The organism is Streptomonospora nanhaiensis, from assembly GCF_013410565.1.
GTDB lineage: Bacteria > Actinomycetota > Actinomycetes > Streptosporangiales > Streptosporangiaceae > Streptomonospora > Streptomonospora nanhaiensis.
In genome coordinates this window covers 161376-186767 of the sequence record NZ_JACCFO010000001.1, presented here as the reverse complement: position 1 = coordinate 186767, position 25392 = coordinate 161376, and the positions used below count along the sequence as shown (strand labels likewise).

The 25392-nt window shown below is 75.0% G+C and carries 21 protein-coding genes; 15 read left to right on the top strand and 6 right to left on the bottom strand.

Translation table 11 applies throughout. From position 1 onward, the window contains the following. Positions 1-57: 57 nt before the first annotated feature. The 3 genes from glgX to HNR12_RS00795 all read left to right on the top strand — a co-directional run bounded on the left by glgX (position 58) and on the right by HNR12_RS00795 (position 4020). A complete protein-coding gene (gene glgX / locus HNR12_RS00805; RefSeq protein ID WP_179765648.1) occupies positions 58-2193 on the top strand; it encodes a glycogen debranching protein GlgX in 2136 nt (711 codons plus the stop codon). 11 nt (positions 2194-2204) lie between these two features. After that, on the top strand, positions 2205-3002 hold the full coding sequence (locus tag HNR12_RS00800) for a dihydrofolate reductase family protein (protein ID WP_179765647.1): 798 nt from the start codon (positions 2205-2207) through the stop codon (positions 3000-3002). Between the two features lie 259 nt (positions 3003-3261). Beyond that, positions 3262-4020 (top strand): GntR family transcriptional regulator, encoded by a 759-nt coding sequence (locus HNR12_RS00795; RefSeq protein ID WP_308118657.1) that lies wholly within the window; start codon positions 3262-3264, stop codon positions 4018-4020. A gap of 71 nt (positions 4021-4091) precedes the next feature. On the opposite strand, the gene HNR12_RS00790 is transcribed toward HNR12_RS00795, so the two are convergent. After that, positions 4092-4517, bottom strand: a complete 426-nt coding sequence (locus HNR12_RS00790) for a hypothetical protein (protein ID WP_179765645.1) — start codon at positions 4515-4517, stop codon at positions 4092-4094. 201 nt (positions 4518-4718) lie between these two features. On the opposite strand from HNR12_RS00790, the gene msrB reads away from it, so the two are divergent. The 3 genes from msrB (at position 4719) to HNR12_RS00775 (ending at position 6742) form a co-directional block, all read left to right on the top strand. Beyond that, positions 4719-5141: a peptide-methionine (R)-S-oxide reductase MsrB gene (gene msrB, locus HNR12_RS00785; RefSeq protein ID WP_179765644.1), complete on the top strand. Its 423-nt coding sequence runs from the start codon at positions 4719-4721 to the stop codon at positions 5139-5141. A gap of 130 nt (positions 5142-5271) precedes the next feature. Then, on the top strand, positions 5272-5919 hold the full coding sequence (locus HNR12_RS00780; RefSeq protein ID WP_179765643.1) for a phosphatidylserine decarboxylase: 648 nt from the start codon (positions 5272-5274) through the stop codon (positions 5917-5919). A gap of 7 nt (positions 5920-5926) precedes the next feature. Then, entirely contained in the window at positions 5927-6742 is an 816-nt protein-coding gene (locus HNR12_RS00775) for a CDP-alcohol phosphatidyltransferase family protein (protein ID WP_308118659.1), read from the top strand. Positions 6743-6885: 143 nt separating this feature from the next. On the opposite strand, the gene hemQ is transcribed toward HNR12_RS00775, so the two are convergent. Together hemQ and hemG are read right to left on the bottom strand one after the other, a co-directional pair. Further along, complete coding sequence (gene hemQ / locus HNR12_RS00770) at positions 6886-7527, bottom strand: hydrogen peroxide-dependent heme synthase (protein WP_179770300.1); 642 nt, start codon at positions 7525-7527, stop codon at positions 6886-6888. Between the two features lie 83 nt (positions 7528-7610). Next, a complete protein-coding gene (hemG, locus tag HNR12_RS00765; RefSeq protein ID WP_179765642.1) occupies positions 7611-9125 on the bottom strand; it encodes a protoporphyrinogen oxidase in 1515 nt (504 codons plus the stop codon). Positions 9126-9263: 138 nt separating this feature from the next. On the opposite strand from hemG, the gene HNR12_RS00760 reads away from it, so the two are divergent. Further along, entirely contained in the window at positions 9264-10373 is a 1110-nt protein-coding gene (locus HNR12_RS00760) for a DUF4349 domain-containing protein (RefSeq protein WP_179765641.1), read from the top strand. 54 nt (positions 10374-10427) lie between these two features. On the opposite strand, the gene hemE is transcribed toward HNR12_RS00760, so the two are convergent. After that, positions 10428-11396 carry a uroporphyrinogen decarboxylase gene (hemE, locus tag HNR12_RS00755; protein ID WP_372451134.1) on the bottom strand — a complete coding sequence of 323 codons (969 nt, stop codon included), beginning with the start codon at positions 11394-11396 and terminating at the stop codon, positions 10428-10430. Positions 11397-11917: 521 nt separating this feature from the next. Here hemE and HNR12_RS00750 point away from each other — a divergent pair. From HNR12_RS00750 to HNR12_RS00725, 6 genes are all read left to right on the top strand, one after another. Then, on the top strand, positions 11918-12499 hold the full coding sequence (locus HNR12_RS00750) for a DUF3000 domain-containing protein (RefSeq protein ID WP_179765639.1): 582 nt from the start codon (positions 11918-11920) through the stop codon (positions 12497-12499). 160 nt (positions 12500-12659) lie between these two features. Further along, positions 12660-13937 (top strand): HRDC domain-containing protein, encoded by a 1278-nt coding sequence (locus HNR12_RS00745; RefSeq protein ID WP_179765638.1) that lies wholly within the window; start codon positions 12660-12662, stop codon positions 13935-13937. A gap of 256 nt (positions 13938-14193) precedes the next feature. Next, positions 14194-15051: a tetratricopeptide repeat protein gene (locus HNR12_RS00740; RefSeq protein ID WP_386693558.1), complete on the top strand. Its 858-nt coding sequence runs from the start codon at positions 14194-14196 to the stop codon at positions 15049-15051. A gap of 239 nt (positions 15052-15290) precedes the next feature. Further along, positions 15291-16469 (top strand): thiolase family protein, encoded by a 1179-nt coding sequence (locus HNR12_RS00735; RefSeq protein WP_372454526.1) that lies wholly within the window; start codon positions 15291-15293, stop codon positions 16467-16469. Beyond that, positions 16466-18589, top strand: a complete 2124-nt coding sequence (locus HNR12_RS00730) for a 3-hydroxyacyl-CoA dehydrogenase NAD-binding domain-containing protein (RefSeq protein WP_338119696.1) — start codon at positions 16466-16468, stop codon at positions 18587-18589. The genes HNR12_RS00735 and HNR12_RS00730 overlap by 4 nt, the downstream gene beginning before the upstream one ends. 111 nt (positions 18590-18700) lie before the next feature. Further along, on the top strand, positions 18701-19258 hold the full coding sequence (locus HNR12_RS00725; RefSeq protein WP_179765636.1) for an STM3941 family protein: 558 nt from the start codon (positions 18701-18703) through the stop codon (positions 19256-19258). 12 nt (positions 19259-19270) lie between these two features. Here HNR12_RS00725 and HNR12_RS00720 read toward each other — a convergent pair whose 3' ends face one another. Continuing rightward, positions 19271-21505 carry an MMPL family transporter gene (locus HNR12_RS00720; RefSeq protein ID WP_179765635.1) on the bottom strand — a complete coding sequence of 745 codons (2235 nt, stop codon included), beginning with the start codon at positions 21503-21505 and terminating at the stop codon, positions 19271-19273. Between the two features lie 226 nt (positions 21506-21731). Between HNR12_RS00720 and HNR12_RS00715 the strand changes: the two genes are divergently transcribed. Continuing rightward, on the top strand, positions 21732-22424 hold the full coding sequence (locus HNR12_RS00715) for a TetR/AcrR family transcriptional regulator (protein WP_179765634.1): 693 nt from the start codon (positions 21732-21734) through the stop codon (positions 22422-22424). Between the two features lie 133 nt (positions 22425-22557). Further along, positions 22558-23913 carry a neutral zinc metallopeptidase gene (locus HNR12_RS29365; protein ID WP_338119695.1) on the top strand — a complete coding sequence of 452 codons (1356 nt, stop codon included), beginning with the start codon at positions 22558-22560 and terminating at the stop codon, positions 23911-23913. 57 nt (positions 23914-23970) lie between these two features. Here HNR12_RS29365 and HNR12_RS00705 read toward each other — a convergent pair whose 3' ends face one another. Further along, entirely contained in the window at positions 23971-25326 is a 1356-nt protein-coding gene (locus HNR12_RS00705) for an FAD-dependent oxidoreductase (RefSeq protein WP_179765633.1), read from the bottom strand. Positions 25327-25392 lie beyond the last annotated feature (66 nt).

Genomic DNA, 25392 nt, shown 5'->3' with positions numbered 1-25392 from the left:
GGCCTCGACGGAAGAACCACTTCGTCATCGGATGTCTGAGAAACGAGATTGCTTGCCATGGTGGAAGTCTGGCCCGGCGCCGCCTATCCCCTCGGCGCCACCTACGACGGGTCCGGGACGAACTTCTCGCTGTTCTCGGAGGCCGCCGACAAGGTGGAGCTGTGCCTGTTCGACGAGCAGGACACCGAGACCCGCGTCACGCTGACCGAGAACGACGGCTACGTCTGGCACGGGTACCTGCCCGGGATCGGGCCGGGCCAGCGCTACGGCTACCGGGTGCACGGCGACTACGCGCCCGAGCACGGCCGGCGCTGCAACCCCGCCAAGCTGCTGGTGGACCCCTACACCAAGGCCATCGACGGCGACATCACCTGGCACGAGTCGCTGTTCAGCTACCACTTCGACGACCCCTCGCGGCGCAACGACAGCGACAGCGCGCCCTACGTGCCCAAGTGCGTCGTGGTCAGCCCGTTCTTCGACTGGGGCAACTCCGCCCGGCCGCAGATCCCCTACCACGAGACCGTCATCTACGAGACGCACGTGCGCGGGCTGACCATGCGCCACCCCGACATCCCCGAGCACCAGCGCGGCACCTACGCCGGCCTGGCCCATCCCGCGATGATCGACTACCTGTCGTCGCTGGGGGTCACGGCGGTGGAGCTGATGCCCGTGCACCACTTCGTGCCCGAGCACGCGCTGGTGGCGCGCGGCCTGACCAACTACTGGGGCTACAACACGCTGGCCTACCTGGCCCCGCACAGCCGCTACGCCGCCAACGGCTCCCGCGGCGAGCAGGTGCAGGAGTTCAAGGCGATGGTGAAGTCGCTGCACGAGGCCGGCATCGAGGTCCTGCTGGACGTGGTCTACAACCACACCATGGAGGGCGACCACATGGGGCCGACCCTCTCCCTGCGCGGCATCGACAACCTCAACTACTACCGGGTGGTCGACGACGACCCGCGCTACTACCTGGACTACACCGGCTGCGGCAACAGCCTCAACGTGCGCCAGCCCCACGCCCTGCAGCTCATCATGGACTCGCTGCGCTACTGGGCGACCGAGATGCACGTCGACGGGTTCCGGTTCGACCTCGCCTCGGCGCTGGCGCGGGAGTTCCACGACGTCGACCGGCTGAGCACGTTCTTCGACATCGTCCAGCAGGACCCGGTGATCTCCCAGGTCAAGCTGATCGCCGAGCCGTGGGACGTGGGTCCGGGCGGCTACCAGGTCGGCAACTTCCCGCCGCTGTGGACGGAGTGGAACGGCAAGTACCGCGACACCGTGCGCGACTTCTGGCGCGGGGTGCCGGTGGTGCCCGAGCTGGCCTCGCGGCTGTCGGGCTCCAGCGACCTCTACCAGGACGACGGCCGCCGCCCCTACGCCTCGATCAACTTCGTCACCTGCCACGACGGGTTCACCCTGGCCGACCTGGTCTCCTACGACCACAAGCACAACGAGGCCAACGGCGAGGACAACCGCGACGGCACCGACGACAACCGCTCCTCCAACCACGGCGTCGAGGGGCCCTCGGAGCACCCCGAGATCGTGACCGTGCGCCGCCGCCAGGTCCGCAACCTCCTGACGACCCTGTTCTGCTCCCAGGGCGTGGTGATGCTCTCCCACGGCGACGAGATCGGCCGCACCCAGGGCGGCAACAACAACGCCTACTGCCAGGACAACGAGCTGGCCTGGATCGACTGGAAGCGCGCGGACGAGGAGTCCGACCTGCTGGAGTTCGTGCGCGAGCTGGCGCGGCTGCGCCGCGAGCACCCGGTCTTCCGCCGCCGCCGGTTCTTCCAGGGCCGGTTCTCCGGCGACGGCGGGCTGCCCGACATCGCCTGGCTGCGCACCGACGGCCGGCCCATGCGCGACCAGGACTGGGGCGCTGGCGGGCACGCCCTGGGGGTGTTCCTCAACGGCGACGCCATCAGCGAGCCCGACCCGCGGGGGCGCCCCGTCACCGACGACTCCTTCCTGCTGCTGCTCAACAGCGGTCCTGATGAGGCGGTGGCGTTCACCCTGCCCGGCGAGGAGTACGGGATCGCCTGGGAGACCGTTCTGGACACCGCCGACCCCGACGTGGTCGACCGCCCGTTCGTGCCCGCCGGGCACGCCGTCGAGGTGATCGACCGGGCGCTGGTGCTGCTGCGGCGCGTGTCGCACAACGAGCCGGAACCGGGCCGGGCCGTCTAACCTCTTCAGGCATGACCTCCGATTCCACCGCCCCGACCGGTACCCCCGACGCGCCCCGCTTCCGCGCGCTGCTGCCCGAGCCCGCCGCCGACGTCGACCTCGCCGCGGCCTACGCCTACCCCTCCGGCCTGGAGGGGCCCTGGCTGCGGGCCAACATGGTCGCCAGCGCCGACGGCGGGGCGTGGGGCCCCTCGGGCCGCACGGCGGAGCTGTCCTCCCCGCCCGACCGTGCGCTGATGTCGGTGCTGCGCGCCCACGCCGACGTGGTGCTGGCGGGCGCGGCCACGGCCCGCATCGAGGGCTACCGGCCGGTGCGCCCGCGCGAGGTGTGGGGCGGCCTGCGGGCCGGGCGCACGGCCACGCCGCCGCTGGCGCTGGTCACCCGCACCCTGGACGTCCACCCCGACGTGCTGGAGAAGGCCCCGCCCGAGGCGCCCACGATCGTGTTCACCACCGAGTCCGCCCCGGCCGACCGGCGGCGCGCCGCCGCCGCGAGCGGCGCCGAGGTGGTGGTGGCCGGGGCGGACTCCGTGCGGCCCGAGGAGGTGCTGGCGGGGCTGGCCGAGCGCGGGCTGGTGCGGGTGCTCACCGAGGGCGGCCCGCACCTGCTCGCGGAGTTCGCGGCGGCCGGGCTGCTGGACGAGCTGTGCCTGACGCTGAGCCCGCGCCTGCTGGGGCCGGCGGCCGCGCGCATCGTGGCCGGTGCGGCGCCCTCCCACACCCAGGACCTGCGGCTGGCGGCGGTGCTGGAGTCGGAGGACTCGCTGTTCGTGCGCTACCGGCGGGCGTTCGACCGCACCGCCGGGTGAACCGGGGGTGAACGGCGGGAAACGGGATGCCGGATGTGGCCACGGACGACCAATGCCCGATTGCGCATAAAGGGCCGGTCAATCGGACATACCCGGATTGTGGTTTCCTGGCACACAACCCCCCGAACGGGGCCGTCCATGACACGACTCCCCCACCGCTCCCCCCGGCCGCCGCGAGCGAGTGCCGCGCCCGCCCAGCCGCTCGGTCGCCGACACTCCGGTCGGGCCATCGCACATTACGGGCGAGAGGATGAACGCCGTGGCGACGTCCGATAACGACTCACCCCCGGTCTACCGCGAGATCGCCGACACGCTGCGCGAGGCGATCAGGTCGGGCCGGCTGTCCGACGGCGCCCGCGTCCCGGGCGAGAACGACCTGATGAAGCAGTACGGCGTCGCCCGCGCCACCGCCCGCCAGGCGCTGTCGGTGCTCATCAACGAGGGCATCGTGGTGGCGATCCGGGGCTCGGGCATCTACGTCCGCGCGTTCCGCCCGCTGCGCCGACACGGGCCGCGGCGGCTGTCGCGGGCGCTGTGGGGCAGCGGGCGGGCGGTGTGGCAGGCCGACGCCCCCGACGGCGACTTCGAGACCGACAGCATCGAGGTCGGCGAGGTCCCCGCGCCCGGCTACGTCGCCAAGGCGCTGGGGCTGGCCGAGGACACGCCCGTGGTGCGGCGGCACCGCCGCCACCGCCTGGGGGGCCGCCCCATGCAGCTGGCGACCTCCTACCTGCCGGCCAAGCTGGCGGCGGGCACGGCCATCGCCGAGGCCGACACCGGCCCCGGCGGCATCTACGCGCGGCTGGCGGAGCTGGGGAGGGCGCCGGCCCACTTCACCGAGGAGATCCGGGTGCGCATGCCCACCCCCGACGAGGCGCGCGAGCTGCGGCTGAGCCCGGGCACCCCGGTGATGGACGTGCTGCGCACCGCCCTGACCGCCGAGCACGAGGCCGTGGAGTTCAACGAGATGACCCTGGACGGCTCGGCCTACGTCCTGCAGTACGACTTCGACGCCTGAGCCCCGGGCCGCCCGGCGCGCGTGCGGCGCCGGGCCCCGGCCCGCAGGGGGGACCGGGGCCCGGGCTGCCGCTACCCCTCCTCGGGGCCCCGCCGCTCCGGCTCCGCCGAGGCGAAGACCACGAACACCAGGGCACTGAGGGCCCCGCCGACCACGACCGCCCCGCCCGCGGCGGGGAGGACGTCGTCGGATCCGTTCGCCGCCGCCCACTCGGCCAGGGCGAACCCCAGCACTCCGGCGACGGCGAGCGAACCCAGGGCGATCACCGAGACCAGCGCGAACAGCCGGCCGTCGGTCCACGGACCCGGTCGGGCCCGGGCCAGCCGCGCGGCCGCCGAACCGGCGGTGAGCCGGACGACCCAGGCGACCTCGGACGCGGCCCCGGCGATCGGACCCCACACCGGCCTGGTCCGCGCGCGGAGCAGGTCGGCGTGGTGGTCCACCCAGAGGCGGCAGTAGCGGGCCCACCCCACGCGGAGCGGCTGTCGGTGGTCCAATGGCTGTCGATACGAAACCAGCATTGTCACACTCCCGGCTGCCAATAGCCTCGGAGCATCCGTACCCGACCGCCAACGTCGCGAACTCCCCACAGCAGAGGAAACAGGCATGTATCCCTCAAGGGGCATTGATCACGAAATGACGGAGCGATCAGCCGGTCAGCACCCCCAAACACCGTAAATGCCGGTAGCGTCACCGGTATGGACGAAACACCTGCACCGGTCGCCCGGTCCGAGGAGGAGTGGCGGCGCATCCTCGACCCCGAGTCCTACGCCGTGCTCCGCCAGGGCGCCACCGAGCGCGCGTGGACCGGGGAGTACGTCTCGACCACCACCGCCGGGGTGTACCGCTGCCGCGCCTGCGGCGCCGAACTCTTCCGCTCGACCGAGAAGTTCGAGTCGCACTGCGGCTGGCCCAGCTTCTTCGACCCCGCCCGCAGCGACGCGGTGACCCTGCACGAGGACCGCTCGCTGGGCATGGTGCGCACCGAGGTCCGCTGCGCCGCCTGCGACTCCCACCTGGGCCACGTCTTCCACGGCGAGGGCTACGACACGCCCACCGACGACCGCTACTGCATCAACTCGATCGCGCTCACGCTGGAGCCCGACGAGAACGTGCAATAGCATCCTCCTTCACGGATTCACCCGGCCGGTGCCCCAGCGTTCTCCGGCCGTTACGATCGTGTCCTCTCCGCGCCCCCGCCCGGCGGGGTCCGCGCCGCAGCAGGTCCCAACCGCCGACTGAAAGCAGCCGATGCCGCTCCACGACGCACCGACACCGGTCCCCGCCACCCGCGGCCGACTCCCCCTGGCCCGGGGGTCGGCCCCCTGGCTGCTCCCGGCCCTCGCCCTGGCCGGCGCGACCGTCCTGATACGGCGCGCCCGGCCGCTGGCGGTGCCGGCCGGCCTGCTCGCGGCGGGCATGGTGTGGTTCTTCCGCGACCCCGAGCGCGTCCCGGCGACGGGCCGCCTCATCAGCGCGGCCGACGGCGTCGTACAGAGCATCGACCCCCGGCCCGACGGCCGCACGCGCGTGGCCGTCTTCATGAACCCCCTCAACGTGCACGTCAACCGTGCACCGCTGGACGGGGTGGTCAGGCGGGTCGAGCATCGGCCCGGCGGCTTCCGACCCGCATTCGACAAGGACAGCGAGCTGAATGAGCGCGTCATCTGGACCCTCGACACCGCGATCGGTGAGGTCACGGTCGTCCAAATCGCCGGCGCGATGGTCCGGCGTATCGTCCCGTATCTCGCCGAAGGCCAGGCCGTGGAGCAGGGGCAGAGGATCGGCCTCATCCGGTTCGGCTCGCGGGTCGACGTCTATCTTCCGGCCGGCATCACCCCGGCGGTGGAGGTCGGACAGCGCGTCCGAGCCGGCGAAACCCGCCTCGACCGCGACTGAGGAGCCCATCGCGGGATCCGCGTCGGCGGCGCCCGACGGCGGGGCCGACGACGCCCCGCGGCTGCGGCTGGCCCTGGCCGACTACCTGACCCTGGGCAACGCCCTGTGCGGGTTCATGGCGGTCTGGCAGCTGGCCGCCGCGCAGACGGCGTACGCCGCGGCCGGCGGGCACGACCCGCTGGAGCGCGGCGCGGTCGCCGCGGCCGTGGCCCTGCTGCTCGTGGCCGCCGGCTTCGACCTGTTCGACGGCCGGGTGGCGCGCCGCCTGGGCGGCAGCGGCATGGGCGCCGAACTGGACAACCTCGCCGACGTGATCAGCTTCGGGTTCGCCCCGGCCTTCTTCGTGGTGGCCTGGGGCACGCTCGCGGGCGAGGGCGGGCCGCTCCAGCACACCGTGGCCCTGGCCGCGGCGGCGGCGGTCCTGCTGGCGGTGGTGGTGCGCCTGGCGCGGTTCTCCTGCCAGGCCCCCGACTCCAGCACCTTCACCGGCCTGCCGAGCCCGTTCGGGGCCATGGCGGTGATCACCGTGGTGCTGCTGGACCCGCCGGTCTACGTGGGCGCGGCGGCGGTGGCGCTGGTGGCCTGGCTGATGGTCAGCCGGGTGGCCTACCCCAAGCCGCGCGGCCGGCTCGCCTACGCCGCGCTCGGCTGCATCGTGGTGGGCGCCGGGTGCCTGGCCGCGTGGGCGCTGGACGCCCCCGGCGGTGTCGTGCTCCTCTACTCCGGCGGCGGCCTGCTGCTGGCCCTGGTGCTGGCGGTGCCGGTCTCCCTGGTGGCCGCGCGGCGCAACGACCCGGCGCCCGCGCCGGCCGACAGCGTCTGAGCGGCGCTCAGCCCGACACCGCCGCCCCGGCCGGGCCGGGGCGGCACCGGACCCCCGCCGCGGGCGCGGCGGCGGCAGCGCGCGGCTGAGCCCGCCCTCCGGGCGGCCCCCAGGGGCCGCCCGGAGCCGTTTCAGGGCCGTCTTTAGGCCAGGGCCTCCACCAGCTCGACCGCGCTCTTGCGGCGGCCGGTGTAGAAGGGGACCTCCAGGCGGGTGTGCCGCCGGGCCTCCGCGCCGCGCAGGTGGCGCATCAGGTCGACGATGCGGTGCAGGTCGTCGGCCTCGAAGGCCAGCAGCCACTCGTAGTCGCTGAGCGCGAAGGTCGAGACCGTGTTGGCGCGCACGTCGGGGTAGGGCGCGGCCATGCGGCCGTGCTCGGCCAGCATCGTCCGGCGCTCCTCGTCGGGCAGCAGGTACCACTCGTAGGAGCGCACGAACGGGTACACGCACAGGTGGTCGCGCGGCTCCTCGCCGGCCAGGAACGCCGGGACGTGGCCCCGGTTGAACTCCGCGGGCCGGTGCAGGCCCACGACCGACCACACCGGGGTGCTGGCGCGCCCCAGGCGGGTGCGGCGGAAGGACGCGTACATGTCCTGCACCGCCTCGGAGGACTCCGCGATCCACCAGAACATCATGTCGGCGTCGGCGCGGAAGCCCTGCACGTCGTAGCAGCCGCGCGTGGTCACGCCCTTCTCGGCGCCGCCCTCGAACAGCGCGGCCAGCTCGGCGCCCAGGGCGGAGCGGTCGGCGTCGGCCAGGTCCCCGGCCTTGAACACCGACCACATGGTGTAGCGGATCAGCGCGTTGAGGTCCTGCTCCCCCGCGCCGCCGGCCGGGTCCTGCTGCTGGCTGTGGTGCTGCCCCGTTGTCACGGATGGCTCCTTGTCTGATCGGTGTGGTCGTGGGTGGTGGGCGCCGGAGCGGCCGCGCCGCGCTCCCCGATGCCGGGCAGGGCCGCGGCGAGGCCGGCGGCGGCGCCGGTGGCGCCCGCGATGCAGGCCGGGATGCCCACTCCGTCGTAGGCCGCGCCGCACAGGGCGAGGCCGGGGTGGCGGGCGGCCTCGGCGCGGACGCGCGCCACCCGGGCGGTGTGGCCGACGTCGTACTGCGGGAGCCCGCCGCCCCAGCGGGTCACCCGGCTCTGGACGGGGGCGCCCGCGACGCCGCAGACGCGGGCGAGGTCGGCCGCCGCCAGGGCGGCCAGCTCGTCGTCGCCGCGCTGGAGCAGGGCGGTCTCGCCGGCGCGGCCGATGGAGCAGCGGACCACCACGGTGTCCTCGCCGGGGTGGGCCGCGCGCAGCTCCTCGTCCAGCCACGGCCACTTCACGCTGCTGAAGGTGGCCGCCTTGATCGCCAGCCCTTCGCGGGAGGACACCAGGAACCCGCTCCGGCGGGGCGGGCGGGCGAACGCGGCCGCGGGGTAGGCCAGGGTGACGATGGCCATGCTCGCGTACTCCACGCCGGCCAGGTCGCGCGCGGCCTCCGGGGCGGCCTCGCCCAGCAGGCGGGCGGCGGCCGGCGCCGGGCAGGCGAGCACCACGCCGTCGGCGGCGATCTCGCGGGGGGCCTGGCGCGGGGCGTCGGGCGCGGCCGCGCCCACGGTCAGCCGCCAGCCCCGCGCGGTCTGGGCCAGCGCCCGGACGGTGGCCGAGGTCTGGACGTCGGCGCCGCACTGGCGCGCCAGTTCGCCGACCAGGACGGAGATCCCGCCGCGCAGGCCGGCGAACACCGGGCCGCCGGGCACGCCTTCGCGCTCGCGGCGCCGGCGGCGGGCCGTGCGGCCCACGGCGCGCAGCAGCGAGCGCTCGCGGCGGGCGGCCTGGGCGATCTGCGGCAGGGTGGCCTCCAGCGACAGCCGCTCGGCGCGGCCGGCGTAGACCCCGCCGAGCATGGGCTCCACCAGGCGGTCGACCACCTCGCGGCCCATGCGGGCGCCGATGTGGCCGGCCACCGACACGTCGCCGCGCAGGGGCGTGGGCGGCAGCACGAGGTCCAGTCCGGCGCGCAGGGTGCCCAGCGGCGAGAGCACGCCGCTGCGGGCGAGGTCGGCGAGGTCGCCGGGCACGCCCATGACCTGGGTGGCGGGGAAGGGCCGCAGCCGGCCGCGGCTGTAGAGGCTCGCCGGGACCGGGGCGGGGTGCACCAGGCGGTCGGAGAGTCCGAGTTCGGCGATGAGGTCGAGCGCCTCGGGCCGGCGCGCGAGCACCGACTCCGCGCCGGCGTCGACCGGCACCCCGGCGAACGGCGTGGCGTGCAGTTTGCCGCCGATCCGCGGCGCCGCCTCCAGCACGGTGACCCGGGCTCCCGAGCGGGTGAGCCGGTGGGCGGCGGTCAGGCCGGACACCCCGGCCCCCACCACGACGACGTGGGGTTGGCGCTGCATACCCCCAGCTTTCCAGATACCCCGGGCAGGTGCGCACGGGGTCGCGGCAAGGGCGCGGCGCCGTGCGCGCCGGTCCGCCGTGACCAACCCGCAACGCGCGCCGCGCAACGCCGGGGCGCCGGGGCGCGTCCTAGCGGCATGTCGGCCACACCCCCACGTGACGAAGCGCGCCGCCGCCCCCTCGCCCGGGGCGCGGCGGCGGCGCCGCTCCTGCTGCTGCTCGCCCTCGCGGCCGGATGCTCGGCCACCTCCTCCTCCGGCGGCGCCGACGCCTCGCGGGAGGCGCCGGCCGAACCGGGCATCGCCCAGGAGGCGCCGCCCGAGGCCGAGCCCCCCGGCGGCGGGGCCGCCGACGGGTCGGACGGTCTGGCCGGGGACCTGCCCCTGGCCGACCGCGACCTGGTCTACACCGCCGACCTGCGGGTGGAGGTGGAGGACGTCGACGCCGCGGCCGAGCGCGCCGGGGAGTGGGTGGCCGACGCCGGGGGCTACATCGCCGCCGAGAGCGTGCAGTCCGGCGAGGGCGACGCCCCCTACGCCTCGCTGACGCTGCAGGTGCCCCGCGACCGCTACGAGGCGGCGCTGGACGAGCTGGCCGCGCTGGGCAGCCAGTCCAGCCTGGACCGCCGGGTGCAGGACGTCACCGAGGAGGTCGCCGACGTCGACAGCCGGGTGGAGTCGGCCGAGGCGTCGCTGGACCGGCTGCGCGACCTGCTGGACGAGGCCGGAACGGTCCAGGAGGTGCTGGCGGTGGAGGCCGAGATCAGCACCCGCCAGCAGGAGTTGGAGTCGCTGCAGGCGCGCCAAGAGGCGCTTTCCCAGCAGGTGTCCTACAGCACGGTGAACCTGGAGCTGATGCCGCCGGAGACCTACGTCGCCGACCCCGGCGACGACTCCATCGGGTTTTTGGGCGGCCTCCAGCGGGGCTGGCGGGCGCTGGTGGGCCTGGGCGAGGTGCTGGCGGTGGCGGCGGGCTGGCTGCTGCCGTTCGCGGTGCCGCTGGCCGTGGCGGGCACGCCGGCCTGGCTGCTGTGGCGCCGGCGGCGCGCCCGGCGGCGGGGCCGTCCGGCCGCGCCCGGCGGAGCCGCGGCGGGCGGTGCGGCGCGCCCGGAGGGCGCCGGCGGCAGCGCGGCCGAGGACGGCGCGGACGGCACAGGCGAAGCGGGCGGCCGCGAGCGCGCGGCGGGCACGGGCGGCACCGGCACCGCGAAGGGGACCTCGGGCGGGACGCCGGGCGGCACCGCCTGATGAGGGTCCGCCGGGCGGCGCGGCGGCCGGGAGCGCCCCGGCCGCCGCGCCCGCCTAGCGCGCGGTCTCGGTGTGCACGAACTCGGTGAGCCGGGCGAGCACGTCGGGGTCGGTGGTGGGCAGCACGCCGTGGCCCAGGTTGAACACGTGTCCCTCGGCGGCGGCGCCGCGCGAGAGCACGTCGGCGGCGCGGCGGGCCACCACCTCCCAGGGCGCGAACAGGGTCGCCGGGTCGAGGTTGCCCTGCAGCGCGGTACCGGGCTGGACCCGCTGGGCGGCCTTGTCCAGCGGCACCCGCCAGTCGACGCCCACGACGTCGGCCCCGGCCTCGCTGAGCAGGCCCAGGAGTTCCCCGGTGCCCACGCCGAAGTGGATGCGGGGCACGTCGAGCCCGCTGAGCTGGTCGAAGATCCACGAGGTGTGCGGCAGGACGGACTCGCGGTAGTCCTCGGCGCTGAGGGCGCCCACCCAGGAGTCGAAGAGCTGCACGGCCGAGGCGCCGGCGGCGATCTGCACGCGCAGGAACTCCACGGTGATGGCGGCCAGGCGGTGCATGAGGTCGGCCCACAGCTCGGGCTCGCCGTACATCAGCGCCTTGGTGCGCTCGTGGTTCTTGGAGGGCCCGCCCTCGATGAGGTAGGAGGCCAGGGTGAAGGGGGCGCCGGCAAAGCCGATCAGCGGGCGGTCGCCGAGTTCGCGCGTCAGCTCGCCGACCGCCTCGGTCACGAACGGCACGTCGTCGGGTTCGAGCGCGCGCAGCCGCTTGACGCCCTCGGCGTCGCGGACGGGGTCGGCGACCACGGGGCCCACCCCGGTCTTGATGTCGAGGTCCACCCCGATGGCCTTCAGCGGCACCACGATGTCGCTGAAGTAGATGGCGGCGTCGACGTCGTAGCGGCGCACCGGCTGCAGAGTGATCTCGACGATCATGTCGGGCCGCGCGCAGGCGTCCAGCATGGGGACGTCGGCGCGCACCCTGCGGTACTCGGGCAGCGAGCGCCCGGCCTGGCGCATGAACCACACCGGCGTGTGCGGGACCGGCAGGCGCCGGCAGGCGCGGAGGAAAGGAGAGTCGTGCAGCGTCACACCTCTGATCGTGCCATGGGTGCGGCGCGGTCGCGCCCCACCCCGCGCACGGAGGCGCGGAGACGGCCCGGGGACGCCCGGAAAAAAGAGCGCCGGACCCCAGAAATCCGGGCAACGGCCACCTCAGATTGCGAAGCACCGCGTTTCGCCCGATCAGCCGCAATTCAGACACGGGGTGTGATCGGCCGGAAACCGGATTGACCGTGACCGCGTAACGGCTTCGCCGCGAAGCCGGTCCCAAGATCATTACAAAAGGCCGACACGCCGGAAAAACTCCGCGTCGCGGCGCGGGAGTCGTGCCACCGTCATGGGGTGCCCGCCGTCACGCGCCGCGACCGTCGGTGCGCTCTGCTGGGCGGCGGGGCCGTGGTCGCGTGCGCCCGACATGTCGGGGGTTCGTCGCCCACAGCCTTCGGCGCGAAGATCCCCGCAACAAGATTAAGGCTGTCGTTTCCATCATGCCCCCTCTCGGTAGGGTCGATGACGCGCCGCCCGCGTTCCGGCGCGCGGTTGAGAGTCTGCGCACACCCCCGGTGCGGCCGGAGATCGCGGTCGAGGACATCCCGGCGCCCAAGCGCCTGGCGCCGCACGCCGTGGCCATGTCGGCGACCGTGCGCGTCGAGGACGCCGACGCCGCGTTCGGCCGGCTGATCGTGCTCTACGACCCCGAGGGCACGCGCGACTGGCCCGGCCCGTTCCGGGTCGTGGCGTGGGTGACCGCCGACCTGGAGTCGGAGATCGCGACCGACCCCCTGCTCGGCCAGGTCGCGTGGAGCTGGCTCACCGACGCCCTGGAGGCGCGCGGCTGCGAGCACCACGCCCTCAGCGGGACCGTCACCCGGGCCACCACCGAGGGCTTCGCCGCAAAGGCCGACCAGCCCTCCACCACCGAACTGGAGCTGCGCGCGTCCTGGACCCCCGCGTCCGACGACCTGTCGGCCGACATGCGGGTGTGGCTGGACCTGCTGTCGGCGGCGGCCGGGCTGCCGCCGATGGACGTTGCCGACATCGGCCAGCGGCGCGGCCGCCCGGAGGGGTGAGCGCGCCCGCCCCCGCCGTGCGCCGGCCGCCTCCGCCCGGCCCGCCTGCCCCTTCGCACCGCCGGCGGGCCGGTCGGGGACGCGCGCGGGCGCGCCCGCCACTGCCTCCGACCGCCCCCGCTGTCGTGCCCCCGGCATGGGGACCGCATACCGTGGGGGTGTGGCGAACGTGCTGAACTCCAAGACAGGTACCCCGGACCCGGAGAACCCCGACGGCCATCACGGGCACGAGCCGGAGGCCCCCCTGCTGCGCGAACCCCGCGACGGGCTCCCGCCGGTGGTGGCCGACACCGCGCACCTCGCCCGCGTCGTGGACTCCTTCGGCTCCGGCAGCGGCCCGGTGGCCGTCGACGCCGAACGCGCCTCGGGGTACCGCTACGGCCAGCGCGCCTACCTGGTCCAGCTGCGCCGCGCCGGGGCGGGGTCCGCCCTGATCGACCCCATCGCCTGCCCCGACCTGTCGGCGCTGGACTCCGCGGTCGCCGACGCCGAGCTGGTCCTGCACGCCGCCCACCAGGACCTCCCCTGCCTGGCCGAGGTCGGCCTGCGGCCCCGCCGGCTGTTCGACACCGAGTTGGCCGGGCGCCTGCTGGGCTACCAGCGCGTGGGCCTGGGCTCGATGGTGGAGCGGGTGCTGGGCGTGCGCCTGGCCAAGGAGCACTCGGCCGTGGACTGGTCGGTGCGCCCGCTGCCGCAGGACTGGCTGACCTACGCGGCGCTGGACGTCGAGATCCTGGTGGACCTGCGCGACGCGCTGGAGGCCGAGCTCGCCGAGGCCGGCAAGCTCGACTGGGCGCGCGAGGAGTTCGCCTGGGTGGTGGCCGCGCCGCCCAAGGAGCCCCGGCCCGACCCCTGGCGGCGCACCTCGGGCATCCACCGGGTGCGCAACCAGCGCGGCCTGGGCGTGGTGCGCGAGCTGTGGGGCGAGCGCGACCGCATCGCCCGCGAGCGCGACATCTCGCCGGGGCGGGTGCTGCCCGACGCCGCGATCATCGAGGCCGCCACCGCCATGCCGGCCACCGCCGCCGAGCTGACCGCCATCAAGCCGTTCAGCGTGCGGCTGGCCCGCCGCTACGTGCCCAACTGGCTCAAGGCGATCAACCGGGTGCGCGGCATGCCGCCGGCCGAGCTGCCCCAGCCGGGGGCGCCGGGCGACGGCCCGCCGCCGACCAACCGGTGGGCCGACCGCGACCCTGCGGCGGCGCGGCGGCTGGAGGCGGTGCGCGCGGCGCTGGCCACGATCGCCGAGCGGGTGTCGATGCCCACCGAGAACCTGCTGCAGCCGGACGCCGTGCGGCGCCTGGCGTGGAGCCCGCCGGCGCGGCCCGGCGTCGACGGCGTGGCCGAGCACCTGCGCGAGCACCACGCCCGCCCCTGGCAGGTGGAGCAGACCGCGGGTCCGCTGGCCGAGGCGCTGGCGCGCGTCTCCGGGGAGTAGCGCGGGGCCCGGGCGGGCGGGACGGCCGGGAGGGGCGGGTATTCGGACGCCCGCTTTTACCGCCGACGCGCGCGGTTGAACCTCGCGTTCCGCTCAAACAGGCGGAAGTGACACAATTCACCGGAGACGCCTACCTGTGGCGTGTTTCCGGGCCTTCTCGCCCGGATTAAGTTATGGAATCGTGCTGTTCTTGATGCGGGGCGGCGAGTTCGCGGCGGCCGGTGGTCCTTCTGGATGGGTGGTGAGTCTTGTGTCCATGTGGCGCTCCCTGCTGCGCAAGACCGGATTCGCGCCCGGCGATACCGCGGCGGTGCCCCCGGCGCGCGAGCCCGGGCAGTCCCCCGCCCTGCGCGCCGCCGTGCTGGAGGAGGTGCTGCGCGAGCACGTCGACTCCTACGGCGCCGAGGACCCCCGCACCATCGCCGCGCGCAACAACCTGGCCAGCAAGTACGCCCAGATCGGGCGGCGCCAGGCGGCGGTCGCGGAGTTCGAGCGCGCGCTGGCCGACGCCGAGACCGTGCACGGCCCCGACCACCCCCAGACCGACGTCATCCGCGAGAACCTCGCCTGGTCCTACGAGGACGCCGGGCGCGCCGACGACGCCGCCGAGCAGTGGGAGGCCCTGCTCAAGCACCGCGACTCCCAGTTGGGCCCGGTGGCCGCCGACACCGTGACCGCGCGCAGCCGCCTGGCCAACTGCTACCGCAAGTGCGGCCGCTACGACGCCGCCATCGCCCACTACGAGCGCGCGGTCGAGGACGCCGGCACGCCCGCCGCGCGCGAGGACCTGCGCATCGGCCTGAGCCAGTCCTACACCGCGCTGGGCCGCCACGACGACGCCGCACAGCAGCTGCGCATGGTGCTGGCCCAGCGGCGCCGCCGCCTGGGGTCCAAGCACCTGGACACCCTGGTCATCCAGCACCGGCTGGGCCGCACCCAGCTCCAGGGCGGGCGGGGCGAGGAGGCCGTCGACACGCTGCGCGCGGCCTACCTCAACGGCCTGTCGGCGGCGGGCGACCCCGAGATCCGCATGCTGACCCTGCGCATGCGCCGCGACCTCGCCGGCGCGCTGAGCGCCCAGGGCCGCCACCGCGACGCCGCCGCCCTGTTCTGAGGGGCGGCCCCGGCCCTTTGGCCCGCCCGCCGCGGGCGCCCCGGCACCGCCGCCGCGCCCGGCCACACGCACCGACGCCCTTCCGCGCACCGCGCGGGAGGGCGTTTCGCGCTGCCCGGCCCACCGGGGCGGCTCCCCTGCTCGCCACAGTAGTTACCGGCCAGTAGCATGTGCGTGTACCGGTCACCCGTCCGTTGGAACCAGGAGGGCAAATCGTGCCGCGAACTGCCCGTGATGTCGTGTTTGTCGACGGAGCCAGGACTCCGTTCGGCAAGGCCGGCAAGGGCCTCTACGCCGAGACGCGCGCCGACGACCTCGTCGTGCGCGTCATCCGCGAGCTACTGCGCCGCAACCCCGGCCTGCCGCCGGAGCGCATCGACGAGGTGGCCATCGCCGCCACCACCCAGATCGGCGACCAGGGCCTGACCATCGGCCGCAGCGCGGCCCTCCTGGCCGGCCTGCCGCGCAGCGTCCCCGGCTTCGCGATCGACCGCATGTGCGCCGGCGCGATGACCGCCGTCACCACCACCGCCGCCGGGATCTCCTTCGGCGCCTACGACGTCGCCATCGCCGGCGGCGTGGAGCACATGGGCCGCCACCCCATGGGCGAGGGGGTGGACCCCAACCCGCGCTTCCTCTCCGAGAAGCTGGTCGACCCCTCGGCGCTGGTCATGGGCAACACCGCCGAGAACCTGCACGACCGCTACCCCTCCATCACCAAGGAGCGGGCCGACGCCTACGCCCTGCGCAGCCAGGAGAAGGTCGCCAAGGCCTACGCCGACGGCAAGATCCAGCAGGACCTGGTCGAGGTGCTGGTGCGCTCGGCCGAGCGGGGCTTCGGCCTGGCCACGGCCGACGAGCCGCCGCGGCCCGACACCACCCTTGAGGGCCTGGCCGGGCTGAAGACGCCTTTCCGCCCGCACGGCAACGTCACCCCCGGCAACGCCGCCGGCCTCAACGACGGCGCCACCGGCGCGATCATCGCCGCCGAGGAGGTCGCCGCCGAACTGGGCCTGGACGCCCGCATGCGGCTGGTGGACTTCTCCTTCGCCGGGGTGGAGCCCGAGGTCATGGGCGTGGGCCCGGTGCCCGCCACCGAGCGGCTGCTGGCCCGCCAGAACCTCACCATGGACGACATCGGCCTCATCGAGATCAACGAGGCGTTCGCCGTCCAGGTGCTGGCGTTCCTGGAGCACTTCGGCGTTCCCGACGACGACCCGCGGGTCAACCCCTGGGGCGGCGCGATCGCGCTGGGCCACCCGCTGGCCTCCTCGGGCGTGCGGCTGATGACGCAGCTGTCCCGCCTGTTCGGCGAGCGCCCCGACGTCCGCTACGGCCTGACCACCATGTGTGTGGGCCTGGGCATGGGCGGGACCGTGCTGTGGGAGAACACCAACTGGGAAGGGAGCGCCAAGTGAGCAACTCCGACGTACGGTCCGGCGGCGTCCCCGACTCCCCCGAGGCCCTGCGCGAGGTCTTCGCCGACGAGGTCGTCACCCGCGCCCTGGCGCGCGACGTCCAACTGCCCTACAACGCGGGCACGGCGGTGCTGATCACCCTGGACAACGGGCACGACCACACCAAGCCCAACACCTTCGGCCCGGCCGGGCTGCTCAGCCTCAACGACGCCATCGAGGCGGCGCGCGCCCGCACCGACATCGCGGCCGTGGCCATCACCGGCAAGCCGTTCATCTTCGCGGTGGGCGCCGACCTCACCGGCGTCCCCCAGGTGCGCACCCGCGAGCAGGCCCACGCGGTGGCCCGGCTGGGCCACGACGTGTTCCGCAAGCTGGGCGAACTGGACGTGCCCACTTTCGCGTTCGTCAACGGCGCCGCCATGGGCGGCGGCGTGGAGGTGGCGCTGCACTGCCGCTACCGCACCGTCTCCTCGGGCGTGTCGGCCTTCGCGCTGCCCGAGACCTTCCTCGGCCTGGTGCCGGGCTGGGGCGGCACCTACCTGCTGCCCCACCTCATCGGCGCCGAGAAGGCGCTCAAGCTCATCATCGACAACCCGCTGGCCCAGAACCGGATGATCAAGGGCCCCGAGGTGCGCGCCCTGGGCATCGCCGACGCGGTGTTCGAGCCGGCCGACTTCGTCGAGGAGTCGCTGCGCTGGGCCGCCCGGGTCGTCAAGGGCGCGGTCGCCGTGGAGCGGCCCGAGGTCGACCGCGGCGCCGGCTGGGACCAGGCCGTCGCCAACGCGCGCTTCATGCTGGAGGGCCGCCTGCACGGCGCGGCGCCCGCCCCGGTGCGGGCGCTGGAGCTGGTGGCCGCGGCCAAGGACCGCACCCGCGACGAGGGCTTCGCCGCCGAGGACGACGCGCTGGCCGACCTCATCATGAGCGAGGAGCTGGCCGCCGGGCTCTACGCCTTCGACCTCAACCAGAAGCGGGCGCGGCGCCCGGCCGGCGCGCCCGACAAGTCCCTGGCCCGCCCGGTGACCAAGGTCGGCGTGGTGGGGGCCGGGCTGATGGCCGGCCAGCTGGCGCTGCTGTTCGCCCGCCGCCTGGGCGTGCCGGTCGTCATGACCGATCTCGACCAGGAGCGGCTGGACAGGGGCGTGGGCTACGTCCACGGCGAGGTCGACAAGCTGCTGGCCAAGGGCCGGGTCAATCCCGACCAGGCCAACCGGCTCAAGCGCCAGGTGACCGGTTCGCTGACCAAGGACGCCTTCGCCGACGCCGACTTCGTCATCGAGGCCGTCTTCGAGCGCATGGACGTCAAGAAGCAGGTGTTCGCCGAGGTCGAGGCGGTCGTGCCGGCCGAGGCGGTACTGGCCACCAACACCTCCTCGCTGTCGATCACCGAGATGGCGGCCGACCTGCGCCACCCCGAGCGCGTGGTGGGCTTCCACTTCTTCAACCCGGTGGCGGTGCTGCCGCTGCTGGAGATCATCCGCGGCGAGCGCACCGACGACGCCGCCCTGGCCACCGCCTTCGCCACCGCCAAGCAGCTCAAGAAGAGCGCGGTGCTGTGCAAGGACGCGCCGGCGTTCGTCGTCAACCGGCTGCTCACCCTGTTCATGGGCGAGGTCCTGGCCGCCGTCGAGGAGGGCACCGAGCCCGAGGTCGCCGACCGCGCGGTGGCGCCGCTGGGGCTGCCGATGTCGCCGCTGATGCTGCTGCAGCTGGTGGGCCCGGCCGTGGCGCTGCACGTGGCCGAGACCCTGCACGAGGCGTTCCCCGACCGCTTCGGCGTCTCGCCGCAGCTGCGGGCGCTGGTGGAGTCGGGTCGCACGGCCGTCTACGGCCCCGACCTGACCATCGATCCCGAGGTGCGGGCGCTGTTCACCGGCGGCGGCCGGCCCTCCAGCGAGGAGCAGATCCTCCAGCGCGCGCTGGAGGCCCTGGCCCGCGAGATCCGGCTGATGCTGGAGGAGGGCGTGGTGGCCGAGCCCGCCGACATCGACCTGTGCCTCATCGCGGGCGCGGGCTGGCCGTTCCACCTGGGCGGGATCACGCCCTACCTCGACCGGTCGGGGGTGTCGGAGAAGGTCAACGGCGCGCGGTTCCACCCCAACGGGCCCAAGGCCCTGTAGGCCGCCCGCGGGCGCGGCGGCGCCACCCGCCGCCGCGCCCGGGCGACACGCGCCGCGCGGTCCCCGCCCCATACCCCGGGCCCGGGGGCCGCACCGCGTTATCCTGGCACTATGCCGGGCCCAGCGACACCCTTTGTGGTCTCCAACCGCTTCCGCATCACCTGGGAGGGGCTGTGGCTGACCCTGGCCTGCGTGGTCTTCACCGGGATCGGCGTCGCGCTGGTGCTGCGGGGCAGCCCCGTCGACCTCGCCCTGGGCCTGCTGGCGGTCGCCGTGTTCGGCGGCGCCGGGCTGGTGTCGCTCTCGCGCTTCCTGTCCCACCGCCCGGTCCTCATCCTCGACGAGGCCGGCGTGCACTTCATCGCGCCCTGGCCGCGCGGGCGCCGCGACGACCTCTCCTTCCCCTGGTCGGAGGTCGCCCTGCTGCGGGCCTGCACCCAGGTCGTGCCGCACCGCGGGGGCTCGGTGCCGATGCACTACCTCGTCTTCGTCAACCGCGACGAGGCCGAACTGCCGTTCCATCCGCCCTCGCCCTGGCACACCACCAACGCCGTGCGGGTGCGCCCCACCTGGAACCACACCATCGGCGAGATCATCGAGGCGGCCCACCACTACAAGCCCGACCTGCCCTTCGACGACCGCCGCCGGCCCGGCCCCGGCCGCGGGTAGCCCGCCTGCGGCTCAGCGCGCCCCGGCCGGGCTCGCCGGGCGGTCGCCGTCGGCCCGCCGGGGCGCCTCGGCGACGTCCTCGCCCTCGGTGATCCCCACCCGGTCGTGCAGCCGGCGCAGCGGGCCGGGCAGCCACCAGTTGGCGCTGCCCAGCAGCCGCATGGTGGCCGGCACCAGCAGCGCCCGCACCAGGGTCGCGTCGACCACCACCGCCATGGCCAGGCCGATGCCCATGATCTTGAGGAACAGCAGGTCGGATGAGCCCATGGCGGCCAGCACGACCACCAGCAGCAGGGCGGCGCTGGTGATGATGCCGCCGGTGCGCTGCAGGCCCACGGCCACCGAGTGCGCGTTGTCGCCGGTCAGGGCGAACTCCTCCCGGACCCGGCTGAGCAGGAACAGCTCGTAGTCCATGGCCAGGCCGAACGCGATGATGACGATCAGCACGATGAACGTGGGGTCGATCGTGCCGACCGGCTCGAACCCGAGCACGCCCGCCAGGTGGCCCTCCTGGAAGCCCCACACGACCACGCCCAGGGACGCGCCCAGCGACAGCGCGCCCATCACCACGGCCTTGACCGGCAGCACGATGGAGCCGAAGGCCAGGAAGAGCAGCACCAGGGTGGTGGCGACCACGAAGACGACGGTGGTGGGCAGGGTGTCGACGATGGCGGCGACGTTGTCGATCTGCATGGCGGCCGGCCCGCCGACCAGGACCTCCTCGGCGCCCTCGGGCTCGGGCGCGGTGCGCACCGCGCGCACCAGGTCGGCCGTCGCCGGGTCGTCGGTCTCGCCCTCGTAGGCCACGGTGATGTGGGCGGCGCCCTCGCCGGTGCGCGAGACCTCGGCGCCCTCGGCGCCGTCGAGGCCGCCCAGGCGGTCGGCGAAGTCCGCCAGCTCCCCGCGCGCGACGTCGCCGGTGACCGCCACGTCGATCCGCCCGATCCCCCCGGCCGGGAAGTCCTCGCGCAGCGACTCGGTGGCCACCCGGCTGGCGGCGTCCGCCGGCAGGTAGCGCTGGTCGGTGGAGCCCAGCTCGGTGGCGGCCAGCGAGGAGGCGAAGGCGACCAGCACCGCGCCCACGGCCACCAGGTAGAGCACCGGGCGGCGCATCACGCTGTGGGCCAGGCGCGCCCAGGCCCCGCCGGCCGCGGTCTCCTCGGGGCCGCGCCCCAGCGCGGCGCGGCGCAGCTCGCGGCGGCGCCGGGCGCGGGCGAACAGCCGCAGGGAGTCGATGCGGTCGCCGGCCACGGCCAGCAGCGCGGGCAGCGCCACCAGGGCGGCCAGGACGTCGAAGAGGACCACGGCGATCCCGCCGAACCCGATGGAGCGCAGGATGGGCTGGGGGAAGAACAGCAGGCCGGCGAAGGCGATCATGACGGTGACACCGGAGAACGCCACCGTGCGCCCGGCGGTGGCCAGGGTGCGCGGCACGGCCTCGCGCACCTCGGTGCCCCGGGCGCGCTCCTCGCGGAAGCGGTTGACCATGAACAGGCCGTAGTCGATGGCCAGGCCCAGGCCCAGGATGGTGGCGACGTTGACGGCGAAGACGGAGACGTCGGTGACGTAGGTGAGGGCGCGCAGCAGGGTGAGCGAGCCCAGGATGGCCAGGCCGCCCACGGCCAGCGGCATCAGCGCCGCCACCACGCCGCCGAAGATCACCACCAGCAGCGCCAGCAGGACCGGCAGCGAGATCAGCTCGGCGCGCACGACGTCGCCCTCGGCCTGGGCCGCCAGGTCGGACTCGATGCCCACCGCGCCGCCGATCTCGGTGTCGAGCTGGCCGGCGTCCAGCTCGTCCTCGATGGCGTGGAAGTTGTCCATGCGCTCGGCGTCGGTGTCGCCGGCCAGGGTGATCGGCACGTAGGTGGCGTGCCGGTCCTCGGAGACGAGGATGCCGCGCTCGGTGTCGCTGAGCCCTTCGTCGAGGTAGGTGCGGACCGAGGCGATCCGGTCCTCGGGCAGGTCGTCGCGCATCTGCTGGACGGAGAAGGCGAACATCGGGTTGTCGACCCGCAGCTCGTCGCTGCGGTAGACCACCACGATGTCGGCGGCGTCGTGGCCGAGCTCGGCCTCCAGCGTCTCGGCGGCGCGGGCGGACTCCGATCCGGGGTCCTCGAACCCGCCCTCGCTGACGGACTCGAAGACACCGGTCCCCCATACCCCGGCGAAGGCGGCGAACAGGGCGGTGGCGGCGAGCACCCAGCCGCGCCACCGGTAGGTGAAGCGCCCAAGACCTGCGAACATGAAACCGCTCCTCGACGTCTCACAGACGTGGATTGAACAGAGCAGACACCGGCACGGATACGGCGTTAACTAAGCTTACGTCGTTAACGGTTATGACGTTATCGTGGCACGGCGCCCCGCGGTCACCGCGCGGGGGGCGGAAAGGGACGAGGAATTGCCCACACGGCCCACCCCACCGGCATCCACGCAGGTAGCGGACGCGGCGGCGCCCACCCGGCGCGAGCGTGTGCGTGAGGCCACATCGCGGGAGATCAAGGAGATCGCGCGGCGCCACCTGGTGGCGCACGGGTCCTCGGGGGTCTCCCTGCGCGCCATCGCCCGCGAGATGGGCATGACCGCGCCCGGGCTCTACCGCTACTTCTCCAGCCTCCACGACCTCCTGGACTCCCTGCGCGCCGACCTCTTCACCGAGCTGACCGACGCCGTGGCCGCGGCCCAGGCCGCCCTGCCCGAGGACGACACCGACGGCCGGGTGCTGGCCGCGCTGCGCGCCGTGCGGGCCTGGGCGCTGGGCAACCGCGCGGAGTTCACCCTGCTGTTCGGCCCGGCCGTCACCGACACCGGCCCCGACGACGACAGCCCGGCCGCCGTCGCCGGGCAGCGCTTCGCCGCCGCCTTCGTCTCGCTGTTCGACCGGCTGCTGGCCGAGGGGCGGTTCGCGCCGCCGCCCGAGCCCGAGGCGTCGGCGGAGCTGCGCGCCCAGCTCGACGCCTTCGCCGCCTGCACCGGGTTCACCGGCGACCACGCCTCCGACGCGGCCACCCAGTTCATGCTGCGCTCCTGGGTGCGCTTCTACGGGCTGGTCTGCATGGAGGTCTTCCGGCACCTGGGGTTCGTGGCCGACGACCTCGGCGCGCTGTTCGAGGCCGAGCTGCGCGACCTGGTCACCGGGCTGGGCGTGGTCTACCGCGCCCCCTGACCGGCGCGGGGCCCCTCGGCCCGCACTGGCCGGTCCCGGCCGATTGCGGACCGCGCTGTGCGACCGCGCACGGGGGCCGAATATGGTTGATCGTCACGCTTGCCCGCGTTGCGCAACCAGAAGGACCAGCCCCGTGGAGACCACCCCCGACGGCGCGGACGACCCGGCCGCCGGCCGCCCCCCGGCACACACCCCGCCCCCGGCCGACCGCGACCACGCGGACGCCCCCCGGCCCGGCCCCGCGCCCGCCGAGCGCGCGGGCACCGGCCCCCGCCCGGCCGGCGCGGGCGGCGCCCCGCCGCCGGCGCCGGCGCCCGCGCCCCGCCCGGCCGAGTCCGGCGGCCCCGCCGCCGGCGCCGTCCCGGCGGCCGCGGGCGCCCCCGACGGGCCCACCGCCACCGGCGCCTTCCCGGCCGCGCGGACCGGCGCGTTCGGGGCCCCGCCGCGCCCCGGCGGCCCGGGCGGTCCCGCCGCGCCGCCGCCCGCCGGCCCCCACCCCGGCGCCCCCGCGCCGTTCGGCCCGCCCTACGGCCACCACCCCCACCCCGGCGGACACCCCGTCCACGGCTACCACCCGGGCGCCTACCCCTACCCGCCGCGGCGCGGCCGCGGCGCCACGGCGGTGTGGGTGGCCGTGGGCGGCTCGGCCTTCACCGCCGTGGTCGCCCTGACGCTGTGCGTGGCCCTGGTCGTGGCCGCCGACCCGGGCGCGGGGCCCTCCGCCGGCGGCCAGGCGCCCTCGGGCGACGACCCGGCGGCCCACTACGACGAGCGGCTGGCCGCCCGCCCCGGCGCCATCGACCTCGACGTCGCCGAGCACCCCGCCTACGACCTGGCCATGCCGGAGTCGATCGACTGCGCCCCGCCCGACCTGGACCCCGCCTCCGACGCCTCCTGGCGGACCTTCAGCGACGAGGTGGGCCGCTGCCTCAACGAGCTGTGGCAGCCGCGGCTGGAGGAGCTGGGCCTGCGCACGCCCGAGCCGACCTGGGACGTCACCGAGGAGAACCCCGACACCGGCTCGGCCGAGGAGGGTATGACCCTCGCCTACTACGAGAACGACACCATGACCATCACCGTGGTGCTGCCCAACGTCTCGGAGCTGGCGCGCGACGTGCCCGACAACAGCCAGGAGAGCGTCTGGGCGGCACTGCTGGGCCACGAGTACGGCCACCACGTGCAGCAGGCCACCGGCATCCTGGAGGAGAGCTACGCCATGGAGCGCCAGGCGCCCACCGAGGACGCCGAGCTTGAGGCGCTGCGCCGCACCGAACTCCAGGCCGAGTGCATGGCCGGGGTGGCCATGCAGGCGATGGGCGGGTTCGACCAGGCCGAGATCGACCGGGCCAACACCTTCCTCAACAGCGGCAGCGACCTGCCCACCCACGGCACCTCGGCCAACCGCCAGGAGTGGTTCGACAACGGCGCCTCGGCCGACACCCTGGAGGCGTGCAACACCTACGGCGCGCCGGTGGCCGACGTCGACTAGCACGGCGCGCGGGGCCGGGCTCCCGGCCGCGCGCGGCGTGGCGCGCCGCGCGCGGCCTCAGCGGCCCAGCGCGGCGTGCAGCTCCGACCAGCCGCCGAGCTTGACGCGCTCGCCCCGGCCCAGCCGGCGGCCGCGCTCGACCTCGGCGGCGTCGATGGTGAGCCAGTCGCCGTAGTCGGTGACCACCGCGCCGCTGCCCGCCAGCACGTCCTCGACCGGTTCCAGCACGGGCGCGGCGGCGCGCAGCTTGGGCGCGTCGTCCAGCAGGGACCGCACCGTGGCCGCGGCGTCGGACTTGTTGGTGCCGATGACCCCGGTGGCGCCGCGCTTGATCCAGCCCGCCACGTAGTCGCCGGGGCGGATGCCGCCCTCGGGGTCCAGCACCCGGCCCTGGACGTGGGGCACGGTGCGCGTGGCGGCGTCGAAGGGCACCCCGGCCAGGGCGGTCCCGGCGTAGCCGACCGAACGGAACACCATCCCGGCCGGGACCGTGTCGAACTCCCCGGTGCCGGCCAGGCGGCCGTCGTCGTCGAGCACGGTGCGCTCCACCCGCAGCGCCTCGGCGCGGTCGGTGCCCAGGACCTCGACGGGGCGGGTCCAGAACCGCAGCTCGATGCGGCGCGGCCGCGCCGCGGGCGGGCGGGCCGCCCACTCCTTGAGGATGGCGAGGTTGGTGCGGGCGGCGCGCTCGGCGGTGCGCATCTGCGGACCGGTGGGGTCGATGTCGACCTGCTCGGGGCGCACGGCGACCTCGGCGCCGGGCAGCCGGCCCAGCTCGCGCAGCTCGGGGGCGGTGAACTTGGCCTGGAGCGGGCCGCGCCGGGCCAGCAGGTGGATGCGGCGCACGCGGCTGGCGGCCAGCACCTCCAGCACGGGCTGGGGGATGTCGGTGCCGCGCAGCTCCTCGCCGGACTTCGCCAGCAGCCGCACGACGTCCACGGCGACGTTGCCCGCGCCGACCACCGCGACCTCCTCGGCGTCGAGCAGGAACCGCTCGACCTCGGAGTCGGGGTGGCCGCAGTACCAGTTGACGAAGTCGGTGGCCGCGACGCTGCCGGGCAGGTCCTCGCCGGGGATCCCCATGCGGCGGTCCACGGCGGCGCCGGTGGCGTAGACGACCGCGTGGTAGGCGCGGGCCAGGCCGGCGCGGTCGACGTGGCGGCCGAACTCCACGCCGCCCACGAAGCGCACCTGGGGCCGCTCCAGCACCTCGCGCAGGGTGCGGGCCACGCGCTTGATCTTGAGGTGGTCGGGGGCCACCCCGTAGCGCACCAGGCCGTAGGGCGTGGGCAGCCGGTCCACGAGGTCGACGGCGACGTCCTCGCGGCTCTGCCGGGTCAGCGCGTCGGCGGTGTAGATGCCGGCCGGCCCGGAGCCGATGACGGCCACCCGCAGTGGGTCGGGAGAACTCATCTCCCCATTCTCGCGCATCGAGCCCGCGCGCGTCCGCTCGCCGGGGTGCGGACGCGTGCGGGCGCG

What these genes read in the sequence shown, in the direction of transcription:
- glgX (WP_179765648.1), top strand. Translation starts at nt 58, where the DNA reads ATGGTGGAAGTCTGGCCCGGCGCCGCCTATCCCCTCGGCGCCACCTAC.
- HNR12_RS00800 (WP_179765647.1), top strand. Translation starts at nt 2,205, where the DNA reads ATGACCTCCGATTCCACCGCCCCGACCGGTACCCCCGACGCGCCCCGC.
- msrB (WP_179765644.1), top strand. Translation starts at nt 4,719, where the DNA reads ATGGACGAAACACCTGCACCGGTCGCCCGGTCCGAGGAGGAGTGGCGG.
- HNR12_RS00780 (WP_179765643.1), top strand. Translation starts at nt 5,272, where the DNA reads ATGCCGCTCCACGACGCACCGACACCGGTCCCCGCCACCCGCGGCCGA.
- hemQ (WP_179770300.1), bottom strand. Translation starts at nt 7,527, where the DNA reads ATGTGGTCGGTGTTCAAGGCCGGGGACCTGGCCGACGCCGACCGCTCC.
- hemG (WP_179765642.1), bottom strand. Translation starts at nt 9,125, where the DNA reads ATGCAGCGCCAACCCCACGTCGTCGTGGTGGGGGCCGGGGTGTCCGGC.
- HNR12_RS00760 (WP_179765641.1), top strand. Translation starts at nt 9,264, where the DNA reads ATGTCGGCCACACCCCCACGTGACGAAGCGCGCCGCCGCCCCCTCGCC.
- HNR12_RS00750 (WP_179765639.1), top strand. Translation starts at nt 11,918, where the DNA reads ATGCCCCCTCTCGGTAGGGTCGATGACGCGCCGCCCGCGTTCCGGCGC.
- HNR12_RS00740 (WP_386693558.1), top strand. Translation starts at nt 14,194, where the DNA reads ATGTGGCGCTCCCTGCTGCGCAAGACCGGATTCGCGCCCGGCGATACC.
- HNR12_RS00725 (WP_179765636.1), top strand. Translation starts at nt 18,701, where the DNA reads ATGCCGGGCCCAGCGACACCCTTTGTGGTCTCCAACCGCTTCCGCATC.
- HNR12_RS00720 (WP_179765635.1), bottom strand. Translation starts at nt 21,505, where the DNA reads ATGTTCGCAGGTCTTGGGCGCTTCACCTACCGGTGGCGCGGCTGGGTG.
- HNR12_RS00705 (WP_179765633.1), bottom strand. Translation starts at nt 25,326, where the DNA reads ATGAGTTCTCCCGACCCACTGCGGGTGGCCGTCATCGGCTCCGGGCCG.